Source organism: Bacillus sp. FSL K6-2431 (assembly GCF_038005165.1).
In the GTDB taxonomy this organism is placed as follows: Bacteria; Bacillota; Bacilli; order Bacillales; family Bacillaceae; genus Bacillus; species Bacillus pumilus.
Genome location: NZ_JBBOSQ010000001.1, coordinates 3,274,362 through 3,298,769 on the forward strand (window position 1 = coordinate 3,274,362; position 24,408 = coordinate 3,298,769).

Consider the following 24,408-nt stretch of genomic DNA (forward strand, 5'->3'; position numbering starts at 1 on the left):
TATCTCTTGAAAGAGTGCACCTCTTTTTTATATCCGAAACCCCCCATGCTAGAAAGGAAAACGTGCGTAAACCCATTCACTAAGTATGCTATGATAGAAGAAGGCAAACAAAAAAGGCGTGACCTAAAGTCCGCGCCTTTCATAAAGAGTGTTAGCTAGGGTCTCTTAAATCCCATTTAACGGTTAAAATGACTTTATCAGCACGCTTTTTCACTTGTTCATAAGATTCAGCCACGTGCTCGTTGAGAAGCTGGATTTGTTCAGCAATAAAACCTGCTTCCATCTGAAAGCATGGCTCCTTTTGATAGGTAAGTCGATTTGATACAAGTGGTCCTTCGAGCTCAAACTCAATTTCCTGTTTTTTCGAATGGACCATCGTGAGAGTTCCCCATCCGGCATCATGGAAAAATTCGGGGATTTTCTCCCATGACTCTTGAGGGAATTTACGAGCAAGCAGCTTACCCGCAAAATACATCATAGATGAATGATCCTGACCCAAAATATCAGGCAGCAGAACTTCGCGTATCAGCTCGTAGGCAAATCCATTGACTTCAATTTCTTTTAGCTGTTCTAAGTTAGATTCGAATTTATTCATTGTACGGCTCCCCTCTTTCAACAATTTATTATAGCTTATGTGAGCATATGATGACAGAGTTTTCCCTGAAGTCTAAGAAATTCTTATTGTAGTAAAACGAATTTTGATTTAAAACTTTTAAATTTCGGAAAATTTTAATTTATGTACGCGGTTTCTTGACGCTTTTTTGACATAGGAGTAAAATGAAATTGTCAATAAATTTGAATAAAGTGCTTACAATTGAAAGAAGCGGGGGTAAGACAATTTTCAGCAATTGCACTTTTTACTAGGGGGTAAAGTAATGTCGGGGAACAAAGAATTTTTTTATCGGAGATTGCATTCTTTGCTTGGCGTCATTCCGGTCGGTCTATTTTTAATTCAGCACTTAGTGATTAACCACTTTGCGACGAATGGACCAGAGGCGTTTAACAAAGCTGCACACTTTATGGAACAGCTTCCATTCAGATATGCACTTGAGCTGTTCGTGATTTTCTTACCACTGATCTATCATGCTGTTTATGGGGTGTACATAGCCTTTACGGCACAAAACAATACGTCTCGCTTCAGTTACTTAAGAAACTGGTTGTTCAGACTGCAAAGGATTTCAGGTATCATCACATTGATTTTTGTGACTTGGCATGTATGGGAAACACGAATTCAAGCTCAGCTTGGAGCTGAAGTGAACTATGACATGATGGCGAATATTTTAAGCTCTCCATTTATGCTAGGCTTCTATATTGTCGGCGTTTTATCTACTATTTTCCACTTTGCTAATGGCTTGTGGTCATTTGCTGTCAGCTGGGGAATTACTGTTTCACCACGCTCACAAAGAATCTCCACATATGTGACATTAGGTATATTTATAGCGCTTTCATATGTAGGGCTAAGAGCAATTTTCGCTTTTGTTTAAGAGGAAATAGATTAGTAGAAGAGGGAGAGGGGCTACAATGAGTAATTCTAGCATCATCGTTGTCGGAGGCGGCTTAGCTGGTCTCATGGCAACTATTAAAGCAGCAGAAGCGGGAACAGCTGTTAAACTATTTTCAATCGTACCTGTAAAACGTTCGCATTCTGTATGTGCACAGGGCGGAATCAACGGAGCGGTGAATACAAAAGGTGAAGGGGATTCACCTTATGAGCATTTTGACGACACGGTGTATGGCGGAGACTTCTTAGCCAACCAGCCGCCAGTTAAGGCAATGTGTGAAGCAGCGCCGTCCATTATCCATTTACTTGATCGGATGGGTGTGATGTTTAACAGAACACCAGAGGGATTATTGGACTTCCGCCGCTTCGGGGGAACACAGCATCACCGTACAGCGTTTGCTGGAGCTACAACAGGCCAGCAGCTATTATATGCACTTGATGAGCAGGTTCGCCGCTATGAAGTAGCGGGGCTTGTCACGAAATATGAAGGCTGGGAATTCCTTGGCGCTGTGTTAGATGACGAGGAAGTATGCCGAGGCATTGTCGCGCAGAACTTAACAACAATGGAAATTGAATCCTTCCGTTCAGATGCAGTGATCATGGCAACAGGCGGTCCTGGAATCGTGTTCGGAAAATCAACGAACTCCATGATTAACACTGGATCTGCTGCATCTATCGTCTATCAGCAAGGGGCTCATTACGCAAATGGAGAATTCATTCAGATTCATCCAACAGCGATCCCTGGAGATGACAAGCTTCGTCTCATGAGTGAATCGGCTCGTGGTGAAGGCGGACGTGTTTGGACATATAAAGACGGGAAGCCTTGGTACTTCCTAGAAGAAAAATATCCAGCATACGGAAACCTTGTACCGCGTGATATTGCAACACGTGAGATCTTTGACGTATGTGTCGAGCAAAAGCTTGGCATCAACGGAGAGAACATGGTATATCTCGATCTTTCTCATAAAGATCCAAAAGAACTTGATATTAAACTTGGCGGCATCATTGAAATCTATGAAAAATTCATGGGTGATGACCCGCGTAAGCTTCCAATGAAAATTTTCCCTGCTGTTCATTACTCAATGGGCGGATTATGGGTTGACTATGATCAAATGACGAATATCAAAGGTCTATTTGCTGCCGGAGAATGTGATTACTCTATGCACGGCGGAAACAGACTTGGTGCAAACTCACTGCTTTCTGCCATTTACGGCGGAATGGTCGCTGGACCAAATGCTGTGAAGTACATTAGCGGTCTTGAAAAGTCTGCGGAAGACCTATCTTCTGCAACATTTGACAGCGCCGTGAAGAAAGAGCAGGAGAAATGGGACAACATCCTCGGCATGGACGGAACAGAAAATGCGTACGTGCTTCATAAAGAGCTTGGAGAATGGATGACGGATAACGTCACAGTTGTTCGTTACAATGACAAACTCTTAAAAACAGATCAGAAAATCGAAGAACTAATGGAGCGCTACAAGCAGATCAACATCAACGATACAGCTTCATGGAGCAACCAAGGCGCTGCCTTCACACGTCAGCTTGACAACATGCTTCAGCTGGCAAGAGTCATTACGATCGGGGCTTACAACAGGAATGAAAGCCGAGGCGCACACTACAAACCAGACTTCCCAGAGAGAAACGATGAAGAGTTCCTAAAAACAACGATGGCTACGTTCAAAGGAAAAAATCAAAAGCCTGCATTCCACTATGAGGACGTCGATGTATCGTTAATTGCACCTCGTAAACGAGATTACTCGAAGAAAAAGGTGGAGAAATAAGATGAGTGAAAAAAACACGATTCAATTCATAATCACACGTCAAGATACAGCAGATGGAAAGCCTTATGATGAAGAATTCGAAATCCCTTACCGCCCAAATATGAACGTCATTTCCGCACTCATGGAAATTAGACGGAACCCGGTCAATAAACAAGGGAAAAAAACAACGGCGATCAACTGGGATATGAACTGTCTTGAAGAGGTGTGCGGAGCTTGTTCTATGGTCATTAATGGAAAGCCGCGCCAATCATGTACAGCTCTTATTGATCAATTAGACCAGCCGATTCGTCTTCAGCCGATGAAGACATTCCCGGTTGTGAGAGATTTGCAGGTTGATAGAAGCCGGATGTTCAATTCCTTGAAAAAGGTGAAAGCATGGGTACCGATCGATGGCACGTATGACCTTGGTCCTGGACCAAGAATGCCTGAGAAAAAACGTCAATGGGCTTATGAGCTTTCGAAATGTATGACATGTGGTGTCTGCCTTGAAGCTTGTCCAAACGTGAATGATAAATCTTCCTTTATGGGACCTGCACCGCTTTCGCAAGTTCGTTTATTTAACGCACATCCGACAGGTGCAATGAATAAGTCTGACCGTCTAGAAGAAATTATGGGGGACGGTGGTCTTGCGAACTGTGGGAACTCCCAAAACTGTGTGCAGTCTTGTCCGAAAGGAATCCCGCTGACAACGTCAATTGCTGCACTTAACCGAGATACAACTTTACAAGCATTCCGTAACTTCTTCGGAAGCGATCACGCAGAATAACATCACATTCAGTCCTCTTTGCCAATCATGATGAGTGTTTAAGAGGCTGGATGCAATATTGAAACAAACGCCTCTTCCAATACGGGAGAGGCGTTTTGTTTCCAAATAAGGAGATGATCAAGTGAGATTGCCGTCATATATTGAAGCACCGTTTGAAGAGTGGAGGGCATCCTTTCGATTTTATGTCGAAACGACCGTTCGGTTTTCAGAAACGGATATGTTTGGCCACATGAACAATGTTACCCCTTTTGTGTATTTTGAAGAGGCGCGCATTGCCTTTTTTCAAAAAACAGGAATTGTTGATAAACGGATGAAACGTGTGCGAGAAACCATGACAGTCGTCGCTAACCTGCAATGTGATTACATCAAGCAGGTAGAGATTGGAGAGAGGCTTCGAGTGTATGTTAAGCCTGAGAAGGTCGGCTCAAGCTCACTCATTCTTCATTATTTAGGAGAAAATGAACAGCAGGAGCCATGCTTTACAGGCTCAGTCACCATGGTGCAAATTAGTAAAGACACAGGCACATCTGTCCCATTTACTGAAGAAGAAAAAGAGACATTTAGGGCGCAGAGAAAAGAGTAGCATGCTACCTCATCAACGTGCACGCTCCATTTTGTTATAATAAAAGCACCATATCAAGAAGAAACAAGAGGAGAACACATGAAGATTTTTCAATATGACACCATTGATAGTACAAATAATGAAGCGAAAAGGCTCATGCAGCAAGGAGAAAAGCCCTCATTTGCTGTCTATGCACGCCAGCAGACAGAAGGAAGAGGCAGACTCGGCAGGCCGTGGGAAACACCTTTAGGGAATGTGGCAGTGACCATGACAGTCATGCCGCCAGAAGAACTCTCCACCCAGTCAACGATCGCCCCGCTAACAGCGCTAGCAATCTATGATGTGCTGAAACCACTCATAAGAGCGGACGATCAGCTGGCGATCAAATGGCCGAATGATATCCTCATTAATGAAGCAAAGGTATCCGGCACATTAATTGAAGCAGATCGCAGCGCCATTTATATCGGTGTTGGCATCAATGTAGAGACGAAGCCGGAGCATGTCCCGTACAAAACCATTTGCTTATCAGAGCTGACAGAGGTGAAAGCTGATCAGCTAGTGAAAGACCTGGCAGCGGCTTTTAAAAAATACCATACACGCTGGCAGAATGAAGGGTTTGAAGCACTCACTGCCCTTTATAATAAACGGTTATATCGTCTAAACAAGCCGCTTCGCATTTCGTTAGATCGTGAAAAACAAACATGGGAAGAAGGCATTTGCTGCGGCGTTAACCGCTTTGGTCATCTTCAGCTAAAAGATGATAAAGGACAGATCAAAGCTCATTCTGCCGGAGATATTGATGCCCCGCTTCAGCATTAAAAAAAGCAGACGATGTTCTCGTCTGCTTTAGGCTTCTCTTTTAATATGAGGCTGCACAATATAATCTTGTTTCGTAAAGACAACCCCGTCTAGAATTTCTCTTGCAGTTCGAATGACTTTGACTCTATTTTGGGACACGTCAATGTCCGTTTGCATTATCCCGGCAGGATGCCCAATTCGAAGCGTATCATGTTGTCCATTATAAAGCTGTGCAGGAAGCGTATGTTCCATAAAACAGCTGGCTGACACGCAGACAGAGCCGGTAATGGCAAGCGCTTGGTGTGGTCTTTGCATCGATAACATGCGTACGATGATATCCATATCGGCTGCTCGTCTCATCACTCCGGTTGTATCCACATAATCAGCAGGCTCGCTAATGATCGCAAGCTTTGGAACAGCTGGTGACTGTAATGTCGCCATGTCTTTTGGTGCAAAGTGACACATTTCAGCAGCGATGGAACGAATCTCTTCTAAATCATTCAGTAATGCGTCTGTAAACTCCTCAGGTAATTCGGTTCCTTTTAAATGAAGATCCTTCGCACGGACAAAGGCAATGGGATTTGCGATGTCAACGATCGAGATCGGAATCTCTCCGAATTTTGTCTGAATCGTATCCATGCGGTTCCCTGTCGGAAAGGTTTTACCAGTCACAGCGCCTTCAGGTTTTTCAAAGGATAGATAGATGGGAGATCCTGTCCCTTTTACACCTGGAATTTCTACATCTCCCTCAAATTTCACTTCGCCATTTTCAACCTCAACCTCTGCTACGATGACTTTATTTGTGTTGGTATTGAGGATACGTACAGTCGTAATGGGCTCAACCGCTTGAACAAGTCCTTTAATGATGGCGTATGGCCCAACCGCTGATGAGATATTCCCGCAGTTTCCTTTAAAGTCGACATATCTCTCATTGATGCTGACTTGTGCAAATGTATAGTTCACATCCACATCCGGGCGTGTGGCTTTATCAATAATGGCTACTTTGCTTGTTAAAGAATTACCGCCGCCGATTCCATCGACCTGTAGCCGGTCAGGGCTGCCCATAATGTCTAATAGAAATGCTTCGAGCTCATCGTGTTCATATGGTGCATTGTTTGCGTGAATGAATACTCCTTTGCTTGTACCGCCTCGCATGATTGTGATTGGAACTTTTCTCATTACTCTCACCCTCAATTTTTAATTAACTGTTTATCTAACCAAAATGGTAAAGTATAATAAGAAATAAGTTAAATACATTATTTTAAGAGAAATCGATAAAAATATTTTATAATTAGTAAAAAAGGAGGGCATATAATGGATGAAAAAGATTGGCGGTTTTTAAAGGTACTTTATGAAGAAAAGAACATCACAAAAGCGGCAGAAAAATTATTTGTCTCTCAGCCTGCCTTAAGCTATCGATTGAAACAGCTTGAAGAGGAGTTTGATATGAAGCTTTTCTTTAAAAGAAAACGAGGAATTGAATTTACATCAGAGGGGGAATACTTGGCTAAATATGCAAATGACATGCTCAAACAGCTGCAGCAAACGAAAGATGGCATGCTCAATATGCAAAAAAAGGTCAAAGGAACGATCCGGTTGGGGGTCTCAAGTAACTTTGCCCAGTATAAACTGCCAGAAATATTAAAAGAATTTTCTAAGCAGTATCCACATGTTCAATTCATGGTGAATACAGGCTGGAGTACGAAAGTCATGGATTTATTAGGCACATCAAGTGTTCATTTAGGGATTTTAAGAGGGGATTACGACTGGAATGGAGAGCGGTTTTTGCTTGATAAAGAGCGGCTTTGTATCATTTCAAAATCAGAAATTCAGCTAAAGGACCTTCCGAAGCTGCCGCTCATTGACTATCATACAGATAGTTCATTAAAACGATTGATTAATAGATGGTGGCAGGAAACGTTTGCCATGCCTCCGCTTGTGACGATGGAGACAGATCGCCAGGATACATCAAAAGAGATGGTCAAGCACGGTTTAGGCTATGCCATTGTCCCGGAAATTTGCCTCAGGCCAAGTGATGAGCTATTTGTAAAAGGTCTTTCGTATAAAGATGGACAGCCTGTTTTAAGAGATACATGGCTTATGTACCAGCCTGACTCCCTTCATTTATCTGTTGTGAAAGCATTCATCGAATTTTTAAGAAGCCAGCAAGGCTGATTATAAAAAGAATTTATAGAAGATACGAAAAAATCAATATTTTCATTATGAAAAAAGCTATTATATCCTTGAAATAGAAAGCGCTAACATTCAGATCACAAGTGCAAAGGGGCGCTTGCTGATCGTGTAAAGAAGAGGATGGAGGGATATATAGTGCTAGCTATTTTAGGGCTTTTAATGGTCGTGACTTTTACATTTCTTATTATGACAAAACGTATGCATCCGGTGGTGGCGTTAACCGTAGTACCGATCATCTTTGCATTGATTGGTGGGTTTTACAGTGGGTTAGGGGATATGATGCTCGATGGACTCAAAACGGTTGCGCCATCTGCTGCTTTATTGTTATTTGCCATTTTATTCTTCGGTGTCATGCTGGATGCTGGGCTGTTTGATCCACTGATTAAACTCATTTTACGTATTGTGAAAGGGGATCCTGTCAAAATTGCGTTTGGGGTAGCGATTTTGTCTATGCTTGTTGCATTAGATGGTGATGGGACGACAACTTACATGATTACCGTATCCGCTTTGCTGCCGCTTTTCTTAAGAATTGGGATGAACCCGTTGATTTTAGGAACGATTTCATTATTATCATTAGGTATTATGAGCGGTATGACCCCGTGGGGTGGTCCAGCTACTCGTGCAATTGCTGCGCTTGGCTTGGATGCAGCTGAATTTTTTATTCCATTAATTCCAACGATGGTAGCTGGCGGTCTATTCATCCTTTTTACTGCTTATGTGCTTGGGAAAAAAGAGCGGAAGCGAATTGGGGTTGCAGAAATTCAGTACAAAGAAGAGGTCTCGATCTCCCCTGAACTGGCAGCGTCAATCGAAGATGGCGTAGAAGATATAAAGAGACCGAATCTCATTTGGGTGAACTTCTTCTTGACGATTGCAGTGATGGCGACACTTGTTTTAGATATCGTACCGATTCCAGTTCTCTTCTTAATTGGATTTGTCATCGCTCTCATGATCAACTATCCAAAGGTTGAAGATCAGCGCGAGAGAATCTTATCACATGCGGGAAATGCCTTAACGGTCATTACCCTTGTGTTTGCAGCAGGAATTTTTACAGGAATCTTTTCGGGGACAAAAATGGTGGAGTCGATTGCCAACTTGGTGATTTACTTAATTCCAGATTCTTACAGTTCGTTTTTTCCGCTCATTGTGGCTTTAACGAGTATGCCATTTACATTTGTTCTTTCAAATGATGCTTATTATTTCGGGGTGCTGCCGATCTTGGCAGAAGCCGGCGCAGCTTACGGAATTGATCCAGTGGAAATTGCACGCGCCTCTATTATAGGACAGCCTGTTCATCTGCTGAGCCCTCTTGTGGCTTCAACGCTACTTCTTGTCAGTATGCTGAACAAAGATATTGGCGATTTGCAAAGGTACGCATTGCTGTGGACCGTGTTAACTGCCCTTTTTACAACGCTTATTGCTTTGTTAACAGGTGCCATTTCTATCTTTTAAATACGTGTATGAAAAGGACGACGTCTCGGGTAGGAGACTCGTCCTTTTTTGTGCGGATAAAACCGTACAAAATGGACGCTCATATGCAGGAATTCTCGATTTTAACGTCACCTACCTCGGGCAGCCGGCATATGATATCTCGACTATACAGAATCCCATTCTATAGAGACTAGAGCTCTCACCTTAGCAAGGAGGGTTACAATACTTGAAGGAGAAAGAGTTTCAATCCAAGCCGCTATTAACCAAAAGAGAAAGAGAAGTATTCGAATTGCTCGTCCAAGATAAAACAACAAAAGAAATTGCAAGCGAGCTTTTTATTAGCGAAAAGACTGTTCGAAATCATATTTCGAATGCCATGCAAAAGCTAGGAGTCAAAGGTCGTTCACAGGCCGTAGTCGAGCTTCTGCGTATGGGTGAGCTAGAGCTCTAAAGTCAGCCGGTTTTCCTTCCACTCTAGGAAGGAACCGGTTATTTCTATATGGTTTCCATGAGTCTCTTCTTGCATTTTCTCTGAAAAACGAGGAAAATAGGAATGTACGTTTTAATCAAAGTGAGATGCTATAGTGAGGTATCAATGAAATGGAAACGAATGAGTTCGACCATGTAGCAGAGATTGAAAAATCATTGCGCCATATTGCTGCAATTATTAAGCAAAAAGGCAGAGAAATCCTGAACCAATATACGATTACACCTCCTCAATTTGTAGGGCTTCAGTGGCTTTATGAATTCGGAGATATGACAATAGGTGAGCTATCACAAAAGATGTATTTGGCTTGCAGTACAACCACCGACTTAATTGATCGAATGGAAAAAAGTGAACTTGTCGAACGAGTAAAAGATCCTTCTGACCGCCGCGTGGTTCGCATTCATTTATTGCCTGAAGGCGAGCGGATCATTCAAGAAGTGATTGTTAAACGCCAAGAATACGTCAGTGAACTTCTAGGGGCTTTCTCAGAAGAAGAAGCCATCGTTTTCAACCAATCCTTAACGAAACTACAGCAGCAAATGAAAAGAAAATGAGGCGATTTTGTTGGATCAACCAATCGGCGTCATTGATTCCGGCGTCGGCGGTTTAACCGTTGCAAAGGAAATCATGAGACAACTGCCAAAAGAAAAAATCATTTACGTAGGCGATACAAAACGGTGCCCGTATGGTCCTCGGAAAGAAGAAGAGGTTCTTCAATATACTTGGGAAATGGCACACTACTTATTAAGACATCATCATATTAAAATGCTCGTCATCGCATGCAACACAGCGACGGCGATCGCACTAGATGAAATCAAAGGAACGCTTGATATTCCGGTCATTGGCGTGATTCAGCCCGGCGCCCGCACAGCCATCAAGGTGACAAACAATCAGCAGATTGGTGTCATTGGTACAGCCAATACGATCAAAAGCGAGGCATACAAAGAAGCTTTGCTATCCCTAAAAGCAGGACTAGCGGTTCAAAGTCTGGCATGTCCGTTGCTTGTTCCCTTTGTGGAAAGCGGGACGTTTTTAGATCAGACAGCAGATGAAGTGGTGAAAGATTCCCTTGAACCGATGAAAGAAACAGGAATTGATACACTCATTCTTGGCTGTACACACTATCCAATTTTAAAAGAGTCGATTCAGCGCTTTATGGGCAGTGATGTGAGCATCATTTCATCAGGGGACGAGACAGCGAGAGAAGCAAGTACGATTCTTTCCTATAAAGGGCTGTTAAATACCTCTAAAGAAGCGCCTGTTCATACATTTTATACAACAGGGCAGCAGCAAAATTTTGAAAACATCGCTCGTGACTGGTTTGGCTACCTGCCAGGGAAGGTCGAAACCGTATCACTCGAACACGTCTATCAGCAATAACCCCCTTCTATTTGAAGTGGGTTATTTTTTTATGAAAAGGGTCTAATCCGCAGGAGGAGCTCGTATACATAGTAGTACAAACTACTAGAGGAGGGTGAAGTATGCTGAAAAAAGGATCTACAGCAGCTGTGACGTGTATCGCGTCAGCCATGCTTTTGTCAGGATGCGGATTGTTTCAAACAGACCAAGCGAAAACAGAGATTGACCCGCCACAAAACGTCACATATGTGAAAGAAAATAAAGAAGAGAAACAAACAGCGAAAGAAGGAAAAGAAGAGAAGAAGGCAGATACAGTCATGAGAGAATTATATTTAATTGATAAAAACGGGTATGTCGTTTCTCAATCCATTCCACTGCCGAAAAATGAGGGGAGTGCCAAACAAACCTTAGAATACCTCGTGGACGGAGGACCGATTTCTAACCTCATGCCAAATGGATTCCGGGCTGTTTTACCGGCCGACACGAGTGTATCTGTCGACATTAAAGACGGAACGGCCGTAGTAGATTTTTCAAATGAATTCAAAAACTATAAAAAAGAAGACGAACAGCGCATCCTGCAATCGGTCACTTGGACGTTAACGCAGTTTGATTCTGTCGCCAAAGTCAAATTGAAAATGAATGGTCATGAACTAAAAGAAATGCCTGTGAACGGCACACCGATTTCAGATGATTTAAGCAGAGAAGACGGTATTAATATTCAGCACGAGGCTGCCGCTGATATGACATCGACAAAGCCAGTGACAGTTTATTACTTAGCTGAATCTGATGAACAGACGTACTATGTTCCTGTGACCAAAAGGACGCCAAAAGATGAGGATGATCAAATTACAGCAGCCATTGATGAGCTCGTCTCTGGACCAAGCAAAAAAAGCCATTTGCTCACAGACTTTGATCAAGATGTAAAGCTGAATGATATCCCGAAAGTAAAAGACGGACATGTGACACTTGATTTCAACGAATCCATTTTCGGCAGCGCAGATGAAAAGAAAAAGGTGATTTCACAAAAAGTTCTTGATAGCATCGTGCTCACATTAACAGAGCTGCCGGACGTCAAAAGCGTATCCGTTAAGGTAAACGGCAAGGCTGAGCTTGTGAACGAAAAAGGAGCAGAGCTGACAAAGCCGGTTTCAAGACCAGAACAAGTGAATACAGGTAGTTTTTAACGGCACACATTGATATAATGGAGAAAAAGAGGCATGCATATTCGCTGCCTCTTTTTTATTCCAAGCGATTAGAACGAGCCGAGGTTGTCAAAGTTAGTAGGAGAACCCCGCTGGCATCCGCGCGGAATGTATATTGTAACGGAGGTAAATCATGAGATTAGATGAAAGACACTATGACGAATTAAGAAAAATTGAAATAGAGGCAGGCTACATTACGCATCCAGAAGGCTCTGTCTTAATCTCAGCGGGCAATACGAAGGTGATTTGTAACGCATCCATCGAAGACCGCGTACCTCCTTTTTTAAGAGGACAAGGAAAAGGCTGGATTACAGCAGAATATAGCATGCTTCCAAGAGCAACCGCTCAAAGAACCATTAGAGAATCATCTAAAGGAAAAGTGACAGGACGTACAATGGAAATTCAGCGATTAATTGGACGAGCACTCCGTGCAGTCGTTGACTTAGAGAAGCTAGGCGAACGCACGATTTGGATTGACTGTGATGTCATTCAAGCAGACGGGGGCACACGCACAGCATCTATTACCGGTGCTTTTGTCGCCATGACGCTTGCGATTCAAAAGCTTCGAGCAGAAGGTGTCATCAAACAAAACCCGATCACTGATTATTTAGCGGCGATATCCGTCGGAATTGATTCTCAGCAAGGTCTTCTGTTAGATTTAAATTATGAAGAAGATTCTTCAGCTGAAGTAGATATGAATGTCATCATGACAGGCGCTGGACGCTTTGTTGAACTTCAAGGCACAGGCGAAGAAGCGACATTCTCAAGAGAACAGCTAAACGGACTGCTTGATTTAGCCGAAAAGGGCATCAAAGAATTAATCGAAAAGCAAAAAGCAGTGACAGGAGAAGTCATCGAATAAAGAGAAGGGTTTGATCAGGATGAAAACAGCCATCATTGCAACGCACAATGCGGGTAAAGCGAAAGAATTCAAAGCCATTCTTGAGCCAAAAGGATTCACGGTCAAAACACTAGCAGACATCGGCTTTACTGAAGAGATTGAAGAAACAGGACAAACCTTCGAAGAAAATGCCATTATCAAAGCCGAGGCGATTCAAGCCAAAGCAGGTGAAATGGTCATTGCAGACGATTCCGGTTTGTCGATTGACTATCTTGGCGGAAAACCTGGCGTATATTCAGCGAGATACGCTGGTGAACATAAAAACGATGCTGAGAATGTAGAAAAAGTGCTGAGCGAGCTTCAAGGCATTGAAAAAGAAGACCGTACAGCTAGATTCAGATGTGCCCTTGCTGTCAGCATACCGGGTAAAGAAACAAAGACGGTAGAAGGATCAGTAGAAGGCTTCATCGCCGAGGAACCAATCGGCGAAAACGGCTTCGGATACGACCCAATTTTCATCGTCAAAGACAAAGACCAGACGATGGCCGAGTTATCACCAGAGGAGAAAAACAAGATTAGCCATCGAGCGGTCGCGCTTCAAAAGCTTTCATCACTGCTAGACGCAAATGAATAAGGGGGAATGAAGCCATGAAGATACTCATCATTAGTGACAGTCATGGACTCACAGACGAACTTCAAACCATTGCCAAACGGCATGTGGCTGAAGTCGACATGATGATTCACTGCGGAGATTCAGAACTCGAAACGAACCACCCAGCTCTCGAAGGATACAAAGTCGTCAAAGGAAATTGTGACTTTATGGGCGATTTTGAAGAAGAGCTCCTGCTTTCACTTGATGGTGGCGGAAAACTATTTCTCACTCACGGACATCTGCATGGCATCAAACAATCCTTGCTTCAAGTCTACTACCGTGCAGAAGAGCTAGGCGCAGACATCATCTGCTTTGGCCACTCGCACATCCCAGGCAGTGAGCTGCTAAGAGGAAAACTGCTCATTAACCCAGGCAGCGTGCACCTGCCAAGAGTGCGTAAAGAGCGCAGCTACGCTATACTGACACTAGATGGAAGCGAAGCGAACGTACAGTTTTTCACAGACGAAGGTCAAGCCATACAAGACCTCGAAAACACTGTCACATTGGAAGGTATTTCATAAGGGTGCAGCATTTGCCCCTTATGAAAAAACTTTCGAAAAACCGTTGACTTTAAAGAACAATAGTAATATAATAAATCTTGTCGGTGAGGTACTCACCAACAGAACACTACATAACAACATGTCCCAGTAGCTCAGCTGGATAGAGCAACGCCCTTCTAAGGCGTCGGTCGGGAGTTCGAATCTCTCCTGGGACGTACTAATGTAAAAGCTTGAAATCCTTGATATGAAAGGATTTCAGGCTTTTTTATTTCTTGGAACATAAGATCGATTATTGCTTCAAATTAGAGTTTAGGGAGCGGGTTGGGGGCGAATTTGTTTTTAAGTATTTCCGTTCCCTATTTTTGTATCAAAGAAGCTATCAAGATGGGTGGCTGATTTCTGATTAGCTTCTTCAATGACTATGAACGTAAATGGATCAAAATCAAAAATGTATAAATTGAAAATGGGCTTATTTGTAGGGTTGCTACTTAATATATTGAGGTAAAGCAAAAACAAACGAAAAGCCCTTCCAATTTGGAGGGGCCTTCCTTTGTTAATTATCACTGTCCAATTCCCATAATTTTTGACCGTCTGCTAAATATACTGCATTTGGTGTATCTTTATAAAGTGAAATTTCAATTAAGGAACTTTTTTCTTGCTTTAACCAATCGTATATATCACAGTCGTTATTAGCGGGGGGCGATAAGATGTTATTAACTTGAAATGCGACTGCGTCATACTCTGTATAATTGACATCATCATCTTCCAATCCGTTATCTGTTTCATAAAGTGTGTCAGATTCCCCAATAACTTTTAAACCGTTTTTCCATTCTAAAATCAAATCGTTATTTTTATATTTTCGTAATGCTGAAATTAATGGATCATATCCCATTCGAATCCTCCTTAATTTATGGTTTTAAAGGCTCTGATGGTACTATATGAGCGCCGTTTTTGCTGTAGTGTATTAAGCCTCTAGTAGTCTCCACATACTTACCGGTATCTTTATCATAGTATTTTCCAATCACTTGGCCAAAGTCTACTCTTTCTTTGTGCTCACCTATTTTTGTACCTTTCCCAGCGAACTTATCTAGCAATTCTTGTGCTGTTTGATTATCTCCATTGAAAATGCTTTTATTTGGACGGCCATTCGCAACTTCTTGCTTATAGTTAGGTGCATCAGGAATATGTTTCTCTTGAGCTCCTGGTTTTACCTTTGCAGGGAAACCATTTACTTCACGATACGGACCTTTTGGTACGGAGTGTTTGCCGAAGGAAGGTGTTTTAACAATCTTCTTGGCTACTTTCTCTCCTTTCATTTTTTTAAAAACATATTTTCCAACTTTAGCGATTTTAGCTCCTGGTATCATGTACAAGCTTGATACTAGACGGTCCATGTCAGCGACTTTATCACCTGTTACAGGATCTCTCCCTGTGATGGCACGAATTGCATCATTTATTCCTGTAAATTCAACCGCCGTATTTAAGATGTTTGAGGTTTGTTCTCCCGTTTTCACATCAGAAATCTTTGTGATGCTTTCAATATTCACTTTGTTTTGATCCGATATTCGTAACCGATACAGCATTCCATCTCGAATAACTTCAACTGTTTTGGCATTTGCGAAGTCAATCTTTTCATTTGTATTATATACTTTTCTATTTACGATCACGGCGTTTTGATTGATTTTATTAGATGGTTTCTTCTTCACAACCGTATCCACATTCGATCGCTCTTTTTCATTCAGCTTCTTGAGCATGATCATCATTGGGTTTTCTTTAGGGTTGTCTATTTTTTCATTCAATCCGTTGATGGTGCTCTTGATTTTTTCTTCTTTTCCATCTTTGAAAATAGAGCCCTTTTGATAACTGGTCATCTCAATTTTCGGGCCAGTGAACATCTTGCTTAAAGTATCTATGTATTGCTTCATTGTGTGAAGGGAACTTTTTGTTTCATTTAGAGCACTTGTTTGTTCTCTGTCAAATGCATGAAGTAGTCCAATGGTTTTGGACGTCTCGAGCCATGCTTTTTGATAGCTTTGTTGGAAAGTAGATTCGTCTACATGAGGCAAATGCACAATATGGTTTACTCTGCCAATGGCTTGATTAACATCTGATACGATATCAGAAATGGCCCGTTCGTCTTTTTTTAACCCTTGGTCAAGCTCGTGTTCAATGAATGATTGAGAGATAAAACCATTCGGGTTTGATTCAAAAGCATGAAGTGCCTGTTTTGTCTTTTTTAGCGCACCACTGTATTCTTCAATGATGATCTGAAAGAATTGCAAAAAGGGAATGTGACACTCCATATAAAAATCTTTTATTGCTTGTCCAGCTTCTCCCTTTAATGCGCTATCTAAGGAGATGATTTGATTGATTTGTTTTTCTAGGGACTTAACATTCTGTGATTGTTGCTTCAACTTGTTCAGCGTTTGGTCAATTCCATTCTTCAACTCAAAGACGTCAAGGGTTTTCATTCCATTCTCCTTTAATTTCTCTACTCATTTACTTCCCTCTTTTTAATTCCAGTTGTTTTTGCTTTAATGTAGAAATTTGAGAGGGTTCACATAAAGAAAGGGAGCTGCATAAACGACAGCTTCCTAGACGAAGAGTTTAACTATTCTTTTTTCTGTAGTCTTTCACTAAGCTCGAAACCACTAAACCCATAACACTAAAAGCCACAATATAAAATAAAACATATGTTACAGGTGTATCAATTTTCCCTAAGATCATCACAAGGGCAATAATAGCGCCGGGTAAAGTAATTAATAACATTTTGGATGGTTTGCTTTGCTGTGTCACTGAATGACCTCCTGATTGATCCATTATCTAGGTATTTTAGTTAATTTTAGCATATAGAGATTATACGAACAATATAAGGGAGGGGAGAAACCCACTTATAGAGCGAAACAAAGGAAACCCACTTCTGCTTGTGGTCGAAATCAATCTAGACTTGCGTATATCTGATTTTGTGGTAATTATTTCAATAGAACCTTTTGTGTAATAAAATGTATATGATGTATACAAAGGGGTGAGATGGCGGTGAAGCATTTTTTAACGGCAATCGTAGTGGCTATCATTGTGGGGATCATTGTTTATGCTGCAGATGATCGTTTAAGTATGTTTCCGTTGATGCTGATTTTAGCGGTTGCGATCTATATCGTAAGCAGGATTAGCGAAACATTTATTAAGAGATATTCAAAATAAAATAATTAATAACACAGCCCCTCCATTGGAAGGGCGTTTTTTAATGAACCTTCCATTTATTTTTAACTAATGAAAAAGACATCGCAAAGGGATAAATGTTCAAAAGAGAGAATATTCATTTTCCAACTAAAAAAATTAAAGTGTATAGTAGAAGGAGAACCCTTTCATAGAACTGTTTGGAGAAAAGTTATGAGGATACAAGAAGCTGGTTAGCCACGCGCTTTCAGGAGAAAGTTGATTTAGCGATCTTTTCTACTCGTTTTGGTGATGGCGTAACCCAACCTTTTGGGGGATGGACGAGAATGGAGATGAAACTTGTCTCGTTACAGATTTTTTATTGACGGATTAAATGGGGAAAAAGCACATAATCCCAAACGCCCTAGAAAAACAATGAAAGGAATGGTCACTTGTACAACATCAATCCAACAAACCTACTATATGAAAATGGAGAGAAATCAAGCAGCTTAGAAGGTGATCAATTATTCGCCAAACAGTTAGGGCATATCGAGATCACTAGCGGTCATATCGTTGCATGTGATCCTTTTGTTTCTGAAGGAGACCAATCGTTTACGAGGAAGGTTGCTCTAGGAAAATATCCTATTCTACTTATAGTTAAGCGGTTGCAAAGCGGTGACGAACGCGTTGCCTATGCAATGATCAAGTTCACAAACGAGCAAGCAACAGAATGGGAGCTTGCCACAAGAGCAGGGCAAGAACTCAATCAATTGAAAGAAGACGAGTTCTTCGGCTACGGTGTAAATACGGGAATGGGTTGTTTCATGGATGCGGAAGCAGCACGATATTTACAAGCTTATGAGGATAAACGGTATAAAGAGGACAATGATTTCTATCTTTATGAAGAATTTGCAGAAGCGCTTGAGCAAAACTACAAGCACACATGGGACTGGCTCGTCGCCCGTTTTCATGACAAAGTGGACATTGCCATGTTTACAACAGGCTTCGGCGACGGGATGTATCCAAGCTTTTGGGGGCTAGATCAAAACGGAGAGCCTGCTTGCCTTGTGACGGATTTTTTAATAATGGACTGAGAAGAAACCCATGAAATCATGGGTTTTTTTGATGGAGATATAGAAAAATATGAGTAACGCCTGCAATTAATTAACATAAATATGAAATAATTCTAATGCGGAAGTCTAATTTTAGAAATTTATAGGCGCATTGGGGAGACGGTAAGTAAATAAATATATATAAGTAACAAAAACATGGAAAAAATAAATAACTATCCGATATTTGTTATGTAAACAAATTGAAGGAGTGTGTTTATCTTGAAAAAATGGTTTTTTATTTTCATTTTATTAATTTCTGCATTAATTTATCCATTACAATCAATAAAAGCAGAAAAGGCAGATATTCTTGAATGGGAAAAACGAGCAGAATTGCCAGCTGCAAGAGTAGGAGCTGTAAGCGAAGTATATGATGGGAAAATCTATGTAATAGGTGGAATAGGTTCAGGTAAAGCCAATTCTAATACTACTTATGTATATGATCCGAAGTTAGATAAATGGTCAGAAAAAGCTAGTATGAAAACAGGCCGTATGGGTGCTGCTAGTGTTATTGTAGGGGATCATATATATGTAATGGGTGGGAGAACAGATCAAGGGTTTTCAAATAGCGTAGAAGTTTATAACATCAAAATGGATAAATGGGAAGAGGCAGAAGACCTCCCATTTGAATTGAAAATATCTGCTTTCGATTTATACGCAGGTGCTATAGATAATAAAATCTATGTTTTGGGTTATAATAAACCGTTAAAGCACGAGAATTACAGCAGTAACACGTATAGTTACGATATAAAAACAAAAGAATGGACAAAGAAGAAAAAATTTGAAAAAGACGCTCCTGCTGGAAATGCTGTAGTTATAAAAAATAAACTCTATGTTTTATCTGGACAAGCAACGTTTGAATATGATCCATCAATAGATCAGTGGACAAGTGTAGGGTCTGGGGGAATTGGGCGTTATTATAGTGCATTAAATTTTGAAGATTATATTATAAGAACAGGTGGAGTTTCTAAAGTTACACTCTATGATAAGCAAACTAAGACATCAAGAACTGTCCCTAATTCTTCTGCTCCTTATCGTATGGGGCATGTATCCGCCATTATTGATGATACACTTTATGTAATTGGAGGTATTCCACAGAGTAATGATGCTCCTAACTACGCTAGGGACGATTTCAAATCTAATTTATCTATTTCATTAAAAAGTCTTAAAAACAGTGACACTACAGCTCCTCCAGGTGACAAAGACCCGGATCCAGCAACACCACCAAAAGACGGTGCAACCGATGAAGACGGCGATGCTCTCCTCATCATCACAATGGTCAATGGTTTGCAAAAAGAGTATGACCTCTCCATGAAAGAAGTCAACGCTTTCCTATCCTGGTACAAAAAGCGTGATGCCGGAGAAGGACCAGGGTTTTATGAGATTGACGAGCATGACAACAACAAAGGTCCCTTTGAAAGTAAAAAGGATTATGTGGTGTTCAAAAATATTCTCATGTTCGAAGTCAATAAATATAAGAAGTAATTAAAATCAAAGCCATCTAGGTAAACTAGGTGGCTTTTGTGTTTATTCGACAGCTTTCAGCAATTTTAAGGCAAATTTAAGCTCGGATTTTATTTCAAATGTATTAAATCTTTGTTACAATGAGACAGCTTTGCTCAAAAGAGACGTTCCAAGGTTCGACATCTTTTTCATGATTTCTTAAAATTTTTATGTTTTGATATGAAACTCTTTTAATGATTCATGCGTCTCTATAAGTGTCAAAAGAAAAGAGGTTATCAATATGCTATTCAAAAAGCTATCAGAAAATAAGTCTGTAAAATGGATAGGATATACGAGCTTTTACTTACTTATTTTGCTATTATTGTTCTTTATTTACGGATTCCACACAGCTAATACGGGATCATTCATTTACAACGATTTTTAATTGGAGATTAAACTATGAAACTATTACACACGATTCAAGAATACCAACAAACGAAACCAACACAGCCAGCATTTGTTTCTCAACATGCTTCGATCACATATGATGAGCTTTGGCATCTATCAGACCAAATGGCTGGTGCGATCGATGCAGTCGCTACAGATAGTGCACCTGTCATTGTATACGGTCATATGGAGCCAGAGATGCTCATTTCTTTCTTAGGCAGTGTGAAATCAGGTAGACCATACATTCCGGTCGACATCTCAATCCCTGCCGAGCGTATCGTCTCAATTATTGAAAGCTCAAAAGCCAGTCTGTTGATTTGTGCAAATGAGCTGAATGTACTAGATGTAGAAGAACACATTGAAGTGAAAAGTGCGGCATCTCTTTTAGCTCTTGAAAAAGAAGCACCGCCATCCTCGCAGTGGGTTCAACAGGATGATGTCTTTTACATCATTTATACGTCTGGCAGTACCGGAAAACCGAAAGGCGTTCAGGTAACAGCCAATAATTTAGAAAGCTTTACAGAGTGGATGTGCCGAGACTTCCCAATTGGCGGGGGACGCACGTTCTTAAATCAAGCACCATTTTCTTTTGACTTATCAGTGATGGATTTGTATCCAGCGCTTCAATCAGGCGGCACGCTTTACTGTTTAGTGAAAGATCTAGTGAATAAGCCGAAGGATATGTTTGCAGCACTTGGTCAATCTGACGTTGAAGTGTGGACATCAACACCTTCCTTTGTGCAAATGTGCTTAATGGACCCTTCCTTTACAGGGGAGCTTTTACCAGAGTTGAAAGTTTTCTTGTTCTGCGGAGAAGCACTTCCTGTATCTGTAGCAAGTGCACTCCTTGAGCGTTTTCCAAAGGCGCAGGTCTTTAATACGTATGGTCCGACTGAAGCAACTGTTGCGATCACATCGATTGAAGTCACGCAAGCGATTCTTGATCAGCACGATTCTTTACCAGTCGGCTACGCCAAACCGGATACAGATATCGTTATTTTAGATGAAGAAGGCAATGCACTTCCTGACGGTGAAAAAGGGGAAATTGTCATCGTGGGGCCAAGCGTCACGAGAGGCTACTTAGGTGAACAAGCCTTAACAGATAAAGTGTTCTTTGAATACGAAGGGCGCCCTGCTTACCGTACAGGTGACGCAGGTGTGACGCAGGATGGTTTGATTACATGCCACGGCCGTCTGGACTATCAAATTAAGCTGCATGGATACCGAATGGAGCTTGAAGAAATTGAATATCATGTGAGCGAGACAACGTATGTCAATGCTTGTGTGATTGTGCCGTTCCAGCCAAACGGTCATGTGGAGTACTTAATTGCAGCCATTGTTCCAGCAGCGCATTCTTTTGAAAAAGAATATCAGCTGACAAGTGCAATTAAGAAAGAAATGGCGGATTCACTGCCAGCGTACATGATTCCAAGAAAGTTTGTCTATCTTGAGCAGCTATACATGACGCCAAACGGGAAGGTTGACCGTAAAAGAATCGCGAAAGAGGTTCTTCTATGATTCCGTTTAGTTCATTCTTTTTCTTCATTCTAATTGGTGTTCTTCTTTTGCCGACGATCATTCTTGGTCTTCGCGGCAAAAGAATGCAGGGCTACAACATGTTTGCAACGGTTGTGGCACTCGCCCTTATTTTCTCTAAGGATGCACATGGCGCGCTGCTACTCTTCTTGTTTACAGTGTGGCAAGTCTTGATCATCCGCCTGTACCTTTCGTACCGGTTGAAAGCGAATCAAGCGTCTGTCTTCTATATGGCAGTGGTGGCATCGATTTTGCCGCTTGTGCTATCAAAGGTTTTACCGTTCTTTTTAACTCATCAGCCGCATCAACCGCCGCCAATGAACTGGCTGAGCTTTTTAGGGATCTCGTACTTAACATTTAAAGGTGTTCAGTTAATTATCGAGACAAGAGACGGCTTGATTAAGAAGAAAATGCCGATTCATCGTTTGGTCTATTTCATTGTCTTTTTCCCGACGATTTCATCAGGTCCGATTGATCGTTACCGCCGGTTTGAAAAGGATATGGATACGCCGCCTGAAAAGGAAGCGTACAGTGATCTTCTATACGCCGGTATTCATAAAATTTTTATCGGCTTCTTATACAAGTTCATTATTGGTTATCTGATTCACACGTATATTCTCATGAATATTCATCACATTAGCAGCAGTCACTTTGTTCAACAGTTAACATATATGTATGCGTACAGTATGTATTTGTTCTTTGACTTTGCTGGTTATACAGCATTTGCTGTTGGTGTGAGTTATATGATGGGCATTAAATCACCAGAAAACTTTAACAAACCGTTTATCAGCCGGAACATTAAAGACTTCTGGAATCGCTGGCACATGTCCCTGTCCTTCTGGTTCAGAGACTACGTGTTTATGAGATTTGTGTTCTTTATGACAAAAAAGAAGTGGATCAAGAACCGTATGGCAGTATCAAATATTGGGTACTTTGTCCTCTTTCTATTGATGGGTGCTTGGCATGGTCTAGCCCTTCAATATATTATTTACGGACTATATCACGCAGTTGTGATGTCCGGTTACAATTTATTCGAGAAATGGAATAAAAAACACAAGTGGTGGCCGGATAATAAGGTCACAATGGTTGTGTCGATCATTATTACATTCCATGTGATTTGTTTCGGATTTTATATTTTTTCAGGAAAACCATTTCATCATTAATGATTAAGGGAGTAGAAAATTATGGAATTTAAAAATCAAGTATACGGTATTATTGCAGAGGTTTGTCAGGATGACGTTGTGAAAGAAAATCCAGAGATTGCAATTTTTGACGAAGGTCTTCTAGATTCATTTGGTACAGTAGAGCTGCTTATGGCAATCGAAAGTCAACTTGGAATTACTGTTCCGATTACAGAGTTTGATCGTGATGTGTGGGATACACCGAATCACATTGCTGAGCAGCTGGCAGAGATGAAGTAATGAAAAAGCGTTTTTTTGGGCCGCTTATTTTAGCGGCTGTTCTATTCATTGGTGTTCTTCTTGTACCAAATGCATGGCTCTCACATCTGATCCCAAAAGACAAATTACAAAAGTCAGCCACAGAATTAGATCCGGGGATGTTCCAAGGGCTTTATTTACAAGACGAAATGCTAAAAGATCCAACTTATTTGCCGATCTATGGATCTTCTGAACTATCACGTTTTGATCCATATCACCCTTCGAATTTCTTTCATGAGAATCCTCAAGGGTTTACACCTTATCTTATTGGAAAAGGTGGATCGCAATCATTAATTCATGCGATGAACTTTGCAGCGCATATGGATGAATTAAAAGGGAAGAAGCTTGTGTTTATCGTGTCCCCGCAGTGGTTTGTGAAATGGGGATCTGACGAAAATCACTTTGCACCGAACTATTCAGCGCTTCAAGCACTGAATCTCGCTTATAATAAAGAAATTGATCCAGCTGTGAAAAAAGAACTGATCAAGAGAATCATGAAGTTTAAAGCAGTGAAGAACGACATGGTCATCACAGAGCTTTTTAAAGCAGAGCTTTCTGGGAACAAATTCGCTTATGGCGCGATTTCTCCTATTGCAAAAATGTATTATGGCATGCTTCAAAAGAAAGACATGTACTATACAATTGGATCGGGACATGAACGTAAGCTTCAACCGTCTCATTCAGTCAAAGGAAAAACATGGACTGAGCTTGAAAAAGAAGCAAGTGTCTTAGGTGCGGAAAAAGCAGGGAACAACCCGTTTTATATTAATCAAAAACTGTTTGACCGCAAGCTGAAACCGATCATGAAAAAGATGAAAGATTCCCGTGAAGGTCATTCTTATGCGGAATCACCAGAATACAAAGATTTTCAAATCATGCTGGATATTTTAAAACAGGCAGGGGCAAAGCCTTTGTTTGTGACGATTCCTGTTAACGGAAAATGGTATGATTATACCGGTTTTCCGAAAGAGGGACGTACAGAGTATTATGAGAAAATCAATCGTCAAATACGCGATAACGGGTATGAAGTCGCAGATTTGACTAAGCATGAGTACGATCCTTATTTCTTTAAAGATACGATTCATGTGTCTTATAAAGGATGGGTGTACATCGATAAGGCAATCGAAAAGTTTTACAAAGAGCAGTAGAATGCAGCAGCTTTCTGCTGCTTTTTGTTTGTCGAATTGGCGAATATCTTGTATAAC

General features: G+C 41.1%; 27 protein-coding genes and 1 tRNA gene. 23 read left to right on the top strand and 5 right to left on the bottom strand.

Translation table 11 applies throughout. From position 1 onward, the window contains the following. Positions 1-151: 151 nt before the first annotated feature. Entirely contained in the window at positions 152-595 is a 444-nt protein-coding gene (locus MHH40_RS16515) for a YslB family protein (RefSeq protein WP_003216293.1), read from the bottom strand. 280 nt (positions 596-875) lie between these two features. Between MHH40_RS16515 and MHH40_RS16520 the strand changes: the two genes are divergently transcribed. From MHH40_RS16520 to MHH40_RS16540, 5 genes are all read left to right on the top strand, one after another. Then, complete coding sequence (locus MHH40_RS16520) at positions 876-1,484, top strand: succinate dehydrogenase cytochrome b558 subunit (RefSeq protein WP_106032633.1); 609 nt, start codon at positions 876-878, stop codon at positions 1,482-1,484. A 37-nt stretch (positions 1,485-1,521) separates the two neighbouring features. Beyond that, positions 1,522-3,282 carry a succinate dehydrogenase flavoprotein subunit gene (gene sdhA, locus MHH40_RS16525; RefSeq protein WP_003216403.1) on the top strand — a complete coding sequence of 587 codons (1,761 nt, stop codon included), beginning with the start codon at positions 1,522-1,524 and terminating at the stop codon, positions 3,280-3,282. Between the two features lies 1 nt (position 3,283). Further along, complete coding sequence (sdhB, locus tag MHH40_RS16530) at positions 3,284-4,048, top strand: succinate dehydrogenase iron-sulfur subunit (protein ID WP_050943616.1); 765 nt, start codon at positions 3,284-3,286, stop codon at positions 4,046-4,048. A gap of 121 nt (positions 4,049-4,169) precedes the next feature. Continuing rightward, entirely contained in the window at positions 4,170-4,631 is a 462-nt protein-coding gene (locus MHH40_RS16535; protein ID WP_106029055.1) for an acyl-CoA thioesterase, read from the top strand. A gap of 78 nt (positions 4,632-4,709) precedes the next feature. Further along, positions 4,710-5,429 carry a biotin--[acetyl-CoA-carboxylase] ligase gene (locus MHH40_RS16540; RefSeq protein ID WP_335365428.1) on the top strand — a complete coding sequence of 240 codons (720 nt, stop codon included), beginning with the start codon at positions 4,710-4,712 and terminating at the stop codon, positions 5,427-5,429. A 27-nt stretch (positions 5,430-5,456) separates the two neighbouring features. Here the strand turns inward: MHH40_RS16540 and MHH40_RS16545 are convergent, their stop codons facing one another. Then, positions 5,457-6,587, bottom strand: coding sequence for a 2-methylaconitate cis-trans isomerase PrpF family protein (locus MHH40_RS16545; protein WP_340901338.1), 1,131 nt, complete (start codon positions 6,585-6,587; stop codon positions 5,457-5,459). A 135-nt stretch (positions 6,588-6,722) separates the two neighbouring features. Between MHH40_RS16545 and MHH40_RS16550 the strand changes: the two genes are divergently transcribed. From MHH40_RS16550 to MHH40_RS16595, 10 genes are all read left to right on the top strand, one after another. Beyond that, entirely contained in the window at positions 6,723-7,583 is an 861-nt protein-coding gene (locus MHH40_RS16550; protein ID WP_050943620.1) for a LysR family transcriptional regulator, read from the top strand. 153 nt (positions 7,584-7,736) lie between these two features. Then, positions 7,737-9,053 carry a CitMHS family transporter gene (locus MHH40_RS16555; protein WP_050943621.1) on the top strand — a complete coding sequence of 439 codons (1,317 nt, stop codon included), beginning with the start codon at positions 7,737-7,739 and terminating at the stop codon, positions 9,051-9,053. Between the two features lie 205 nt (positions 9,054-9,258). Further along, entirely contained in the window at positions 9,259-9,483 is a 225-nt protein-coding gene (gene gerE / locus MHH40_RS16560) for a spore germination transcription factor GerE (RefSeq protein WP_003184172.1), read from the top strand. 149 nt (positions 9,484-9,632) lie between these two features. Further along, a complete protein-coding gene (locus tag MHH40_RS16565) occupies positions 9,633-10,073 on the top strand; it encodes a MarR family winged helix-turn-helix transcriptional regulator (RefSeq protein ID WP_003216546.1) in 441 nt (146 codons plus the stop codon). 7 nt (positions 10,074-10,080) lie between these two features. Continuing rightward, positions 10,081-10,899, top strand: a complete 819-nt coding sequence (gene racE / locus MHH40_RS16570; protein ID WP_095117850.1) for a glutamate racemase — start codon at positions 10,081-10,083, stop codon at positions 10,897-10,899. A gap of 101 nt (positions 10,900-11,000) precedes the next feature. Beyond that, positions 11,001-12,062: a GerMN domain-containing protein gene (locus tag MHH40_RS16575; RefSeq protein ID WP_137054884.1), complete on the top strand. Its 1,062-nt coding sequence runs from the start codon at positions 11,001-11,003 to the stop codon at positions 12,060-12,062. A gap of 151 nt (positions 12,063-12,213) precedes the next feature. Next, positions 12,214-12,942 (top strand): ribonuclease PH, encoded by a 729-nt coding sequence (gene rph, locus MHH40_RS16580; RefSeq protein ID WP_003216792.1) that lies wholly within the window; start codon positions 12,214-12,216, stop codon positions 12,940-12,942. Positions 12,943-12,952: 10 nt separating this feature from the next. After that, positions 12,953-13,555 (top strand): XTP/dITP diphosphatase, encoded by a 603-nt coding sequence (locus MHH40_RS16585; RefSeq protein WP_181185471.1) that lies wholly within the window; start codon positions 12,953-12,955, stop codon positions 13,553-13,555. Between the two features lie 14 nt (positions 13,556-13,569). Beyond that, positions 13,570-14,094: a YfcE family phosphodiesterase gene (locus MHH40_RS16590; protein ID WP_050943624.1), complete on the top strand. Its 525-nt coding sequence runs from the start codon at positions 13,570-13,572 to the stop codon at positions 14,092-14,094. A gap of 120 nt (positions 14,095-14,214) precedes the next feature. Then, positions 14,215-14,288 (top strand) — tRNA-Arg (locus MHH40_RS16595). Positions 14,289-14,626: 338 nt separating this feature from the next. On the opposite strand, the gene MHH40_RS16600 is transcribed toward MHH40_RS16595, so the two are convergent. The 3 genes from MHH40_RS16600 to MHH40_RS16610 form a co-directional block, all read right to left on the bottom strand. Continuing rightward, positions 14,627-14,965 (bottom strand): hypothetical protein, encoded by a 339-nt coding sequence (locus MHH40_RS16600; protein ID WP_050943626.1) that lies wholly within the window; start codon positions 14,963-14,965, stop codon positions 14,627-14,629. Between the two features lie 16 nt (positions 14,966-14,981). Continuing rightward, positions 14,982-16,544: a T7SS effector LXG polymorphic toxin gene (locus tag MHH40_RS16605; RefSeq protein ID WP_050943627.1), complete on the bottom strand. Its 1,563-nt coding sequence runs from the start codon at positions 16,542-16,544 to the stop codon at positions 14,982-14,984. 136 nt (positions 16,545-16,680) lie between these two features. Beyond that, positions 16,681-16,869, bottom strand: coding sequence for a hypothetical protein (locus tag MHH40_RS16610; RefSeq protein WP_340901339.1), 189 nt, complete (start codon positions 16,867-16,869; stop codon positions 16,681-16,683). Positions 16,870-17,109: 240 nt separating this feature from the next. On the opposite strand from MHH40_RS16610, the gene MHH40_RS16615 reads away from it, so the two are divergent. The 8 genes from MHH40_RS16615 to dltD all read left to right on the top strand — a co-directional run bounded on the left by MHH40_RS16615 (position 17,110) and on the right by dltD (position 24,351). Beyond that, positions 17,110-17,274: a hypothetical protein gene (locus MHH40_RS16615; RefSeq protein ID WP_162531759.1), complete on the top strand. Its 165-nt coding sequence runs from the start codon at positions 17,110-17,112 to the stop codon at positions 17,272-17,274. Between the two features lie 407 nt (positions 17,275-17,681). Beyond that, positions 17,682-18,323, top strand: a complete 642-nt coding sequence (locus tag MHH40_RS16620) for a DUF4241 domain-containing protein (protein WP_050943629.1) — start codon at positions 17,682-17,684, stop codon at positions 18,321-18,323. Positions 18,324-18,551: 228 nt separating this feature from the next. Further along, positions 18,552-19,823 (top strand): Kelch repeat-containing protein, encoded by a 1,272-nt coding sequence (locus tag MHH40_RS16625; RefSeq protein ID WP_233421700.1) that lies wholly within the window; start codon positions 18,552-18,554, stop codon positions 19,821-19,823. 253 nt (positions 19,824-20,076) lie between these two features. Beyond that, positions 20,077-20,226 carry a teichoic acid D-Ala incorporation-associated protein DltX gene (locus MHH40_RS16630; protein WP_024427820.1) on the top strand — a complete coding sequence of 50 codons (150 nt, stop codon included), beginning with the start codon at positions 20,077-20,079 and terminating at the stop codon, positions 20,224-20,226. Between the two features lie 14 nt (positions 20,227-20,240). After that, on the top strand, positions 20,241-21,746 hold the full coding sequence (dltA, locus tag MHH40_RS16635; RefSeq protein ID WP_050943631.1) for a D-alanine--poly(phosphoribitol) ligase subunit DltA: 1,506 nt from the start codon (positions 20,241-20,243) through the stop codon (positions 21,744-21,746). Further along, complete coding sequence (gene dltB / locus MHH40_RS16640; protein ID WP_050943632.1) at positions 21,743-22,927, top strand: D-alanyl-lipoteichoic acid biosynthesis protein DltB; 1,185 nt, start codon at positions 21,743-21,745, stop codon at positions 22,925-22,927. The genes dltA and dltB overlap by 4 nt, the downstream gene beginning before the upstream one ends. A 21-nt stretch (positions 22,928-22,948) precedes the next feature. After that, on the top strand, positions 22,949-23,185 hold the full coding sequence (dltC, locus tag MHH40_RS16645; RefSeq protein ID WP_003216498.1) for a D-alanine--poly(phosphoribitol) ligase subunit 2: 237 nt from the start codon (positions 22,949-22,951) through the stop codon (positions 23,183-23,185). Next, a complete protein-coding gene (gene dltD / locus MHH40_RS16650; RefSeq protein WP_340901341.1) occupies positions 23,185-24,351 on the top strand; it encodes a D-alanyl-lipoteichoic acid biosynthesis protein DltD in 1,167 nt (388 codons plus the stop codon). Before dltC ends, dltD begins: the two co-directional genes overlap by 1 nt. Positions 24,352-24,408: the final 57 nt, after the last annotated feature.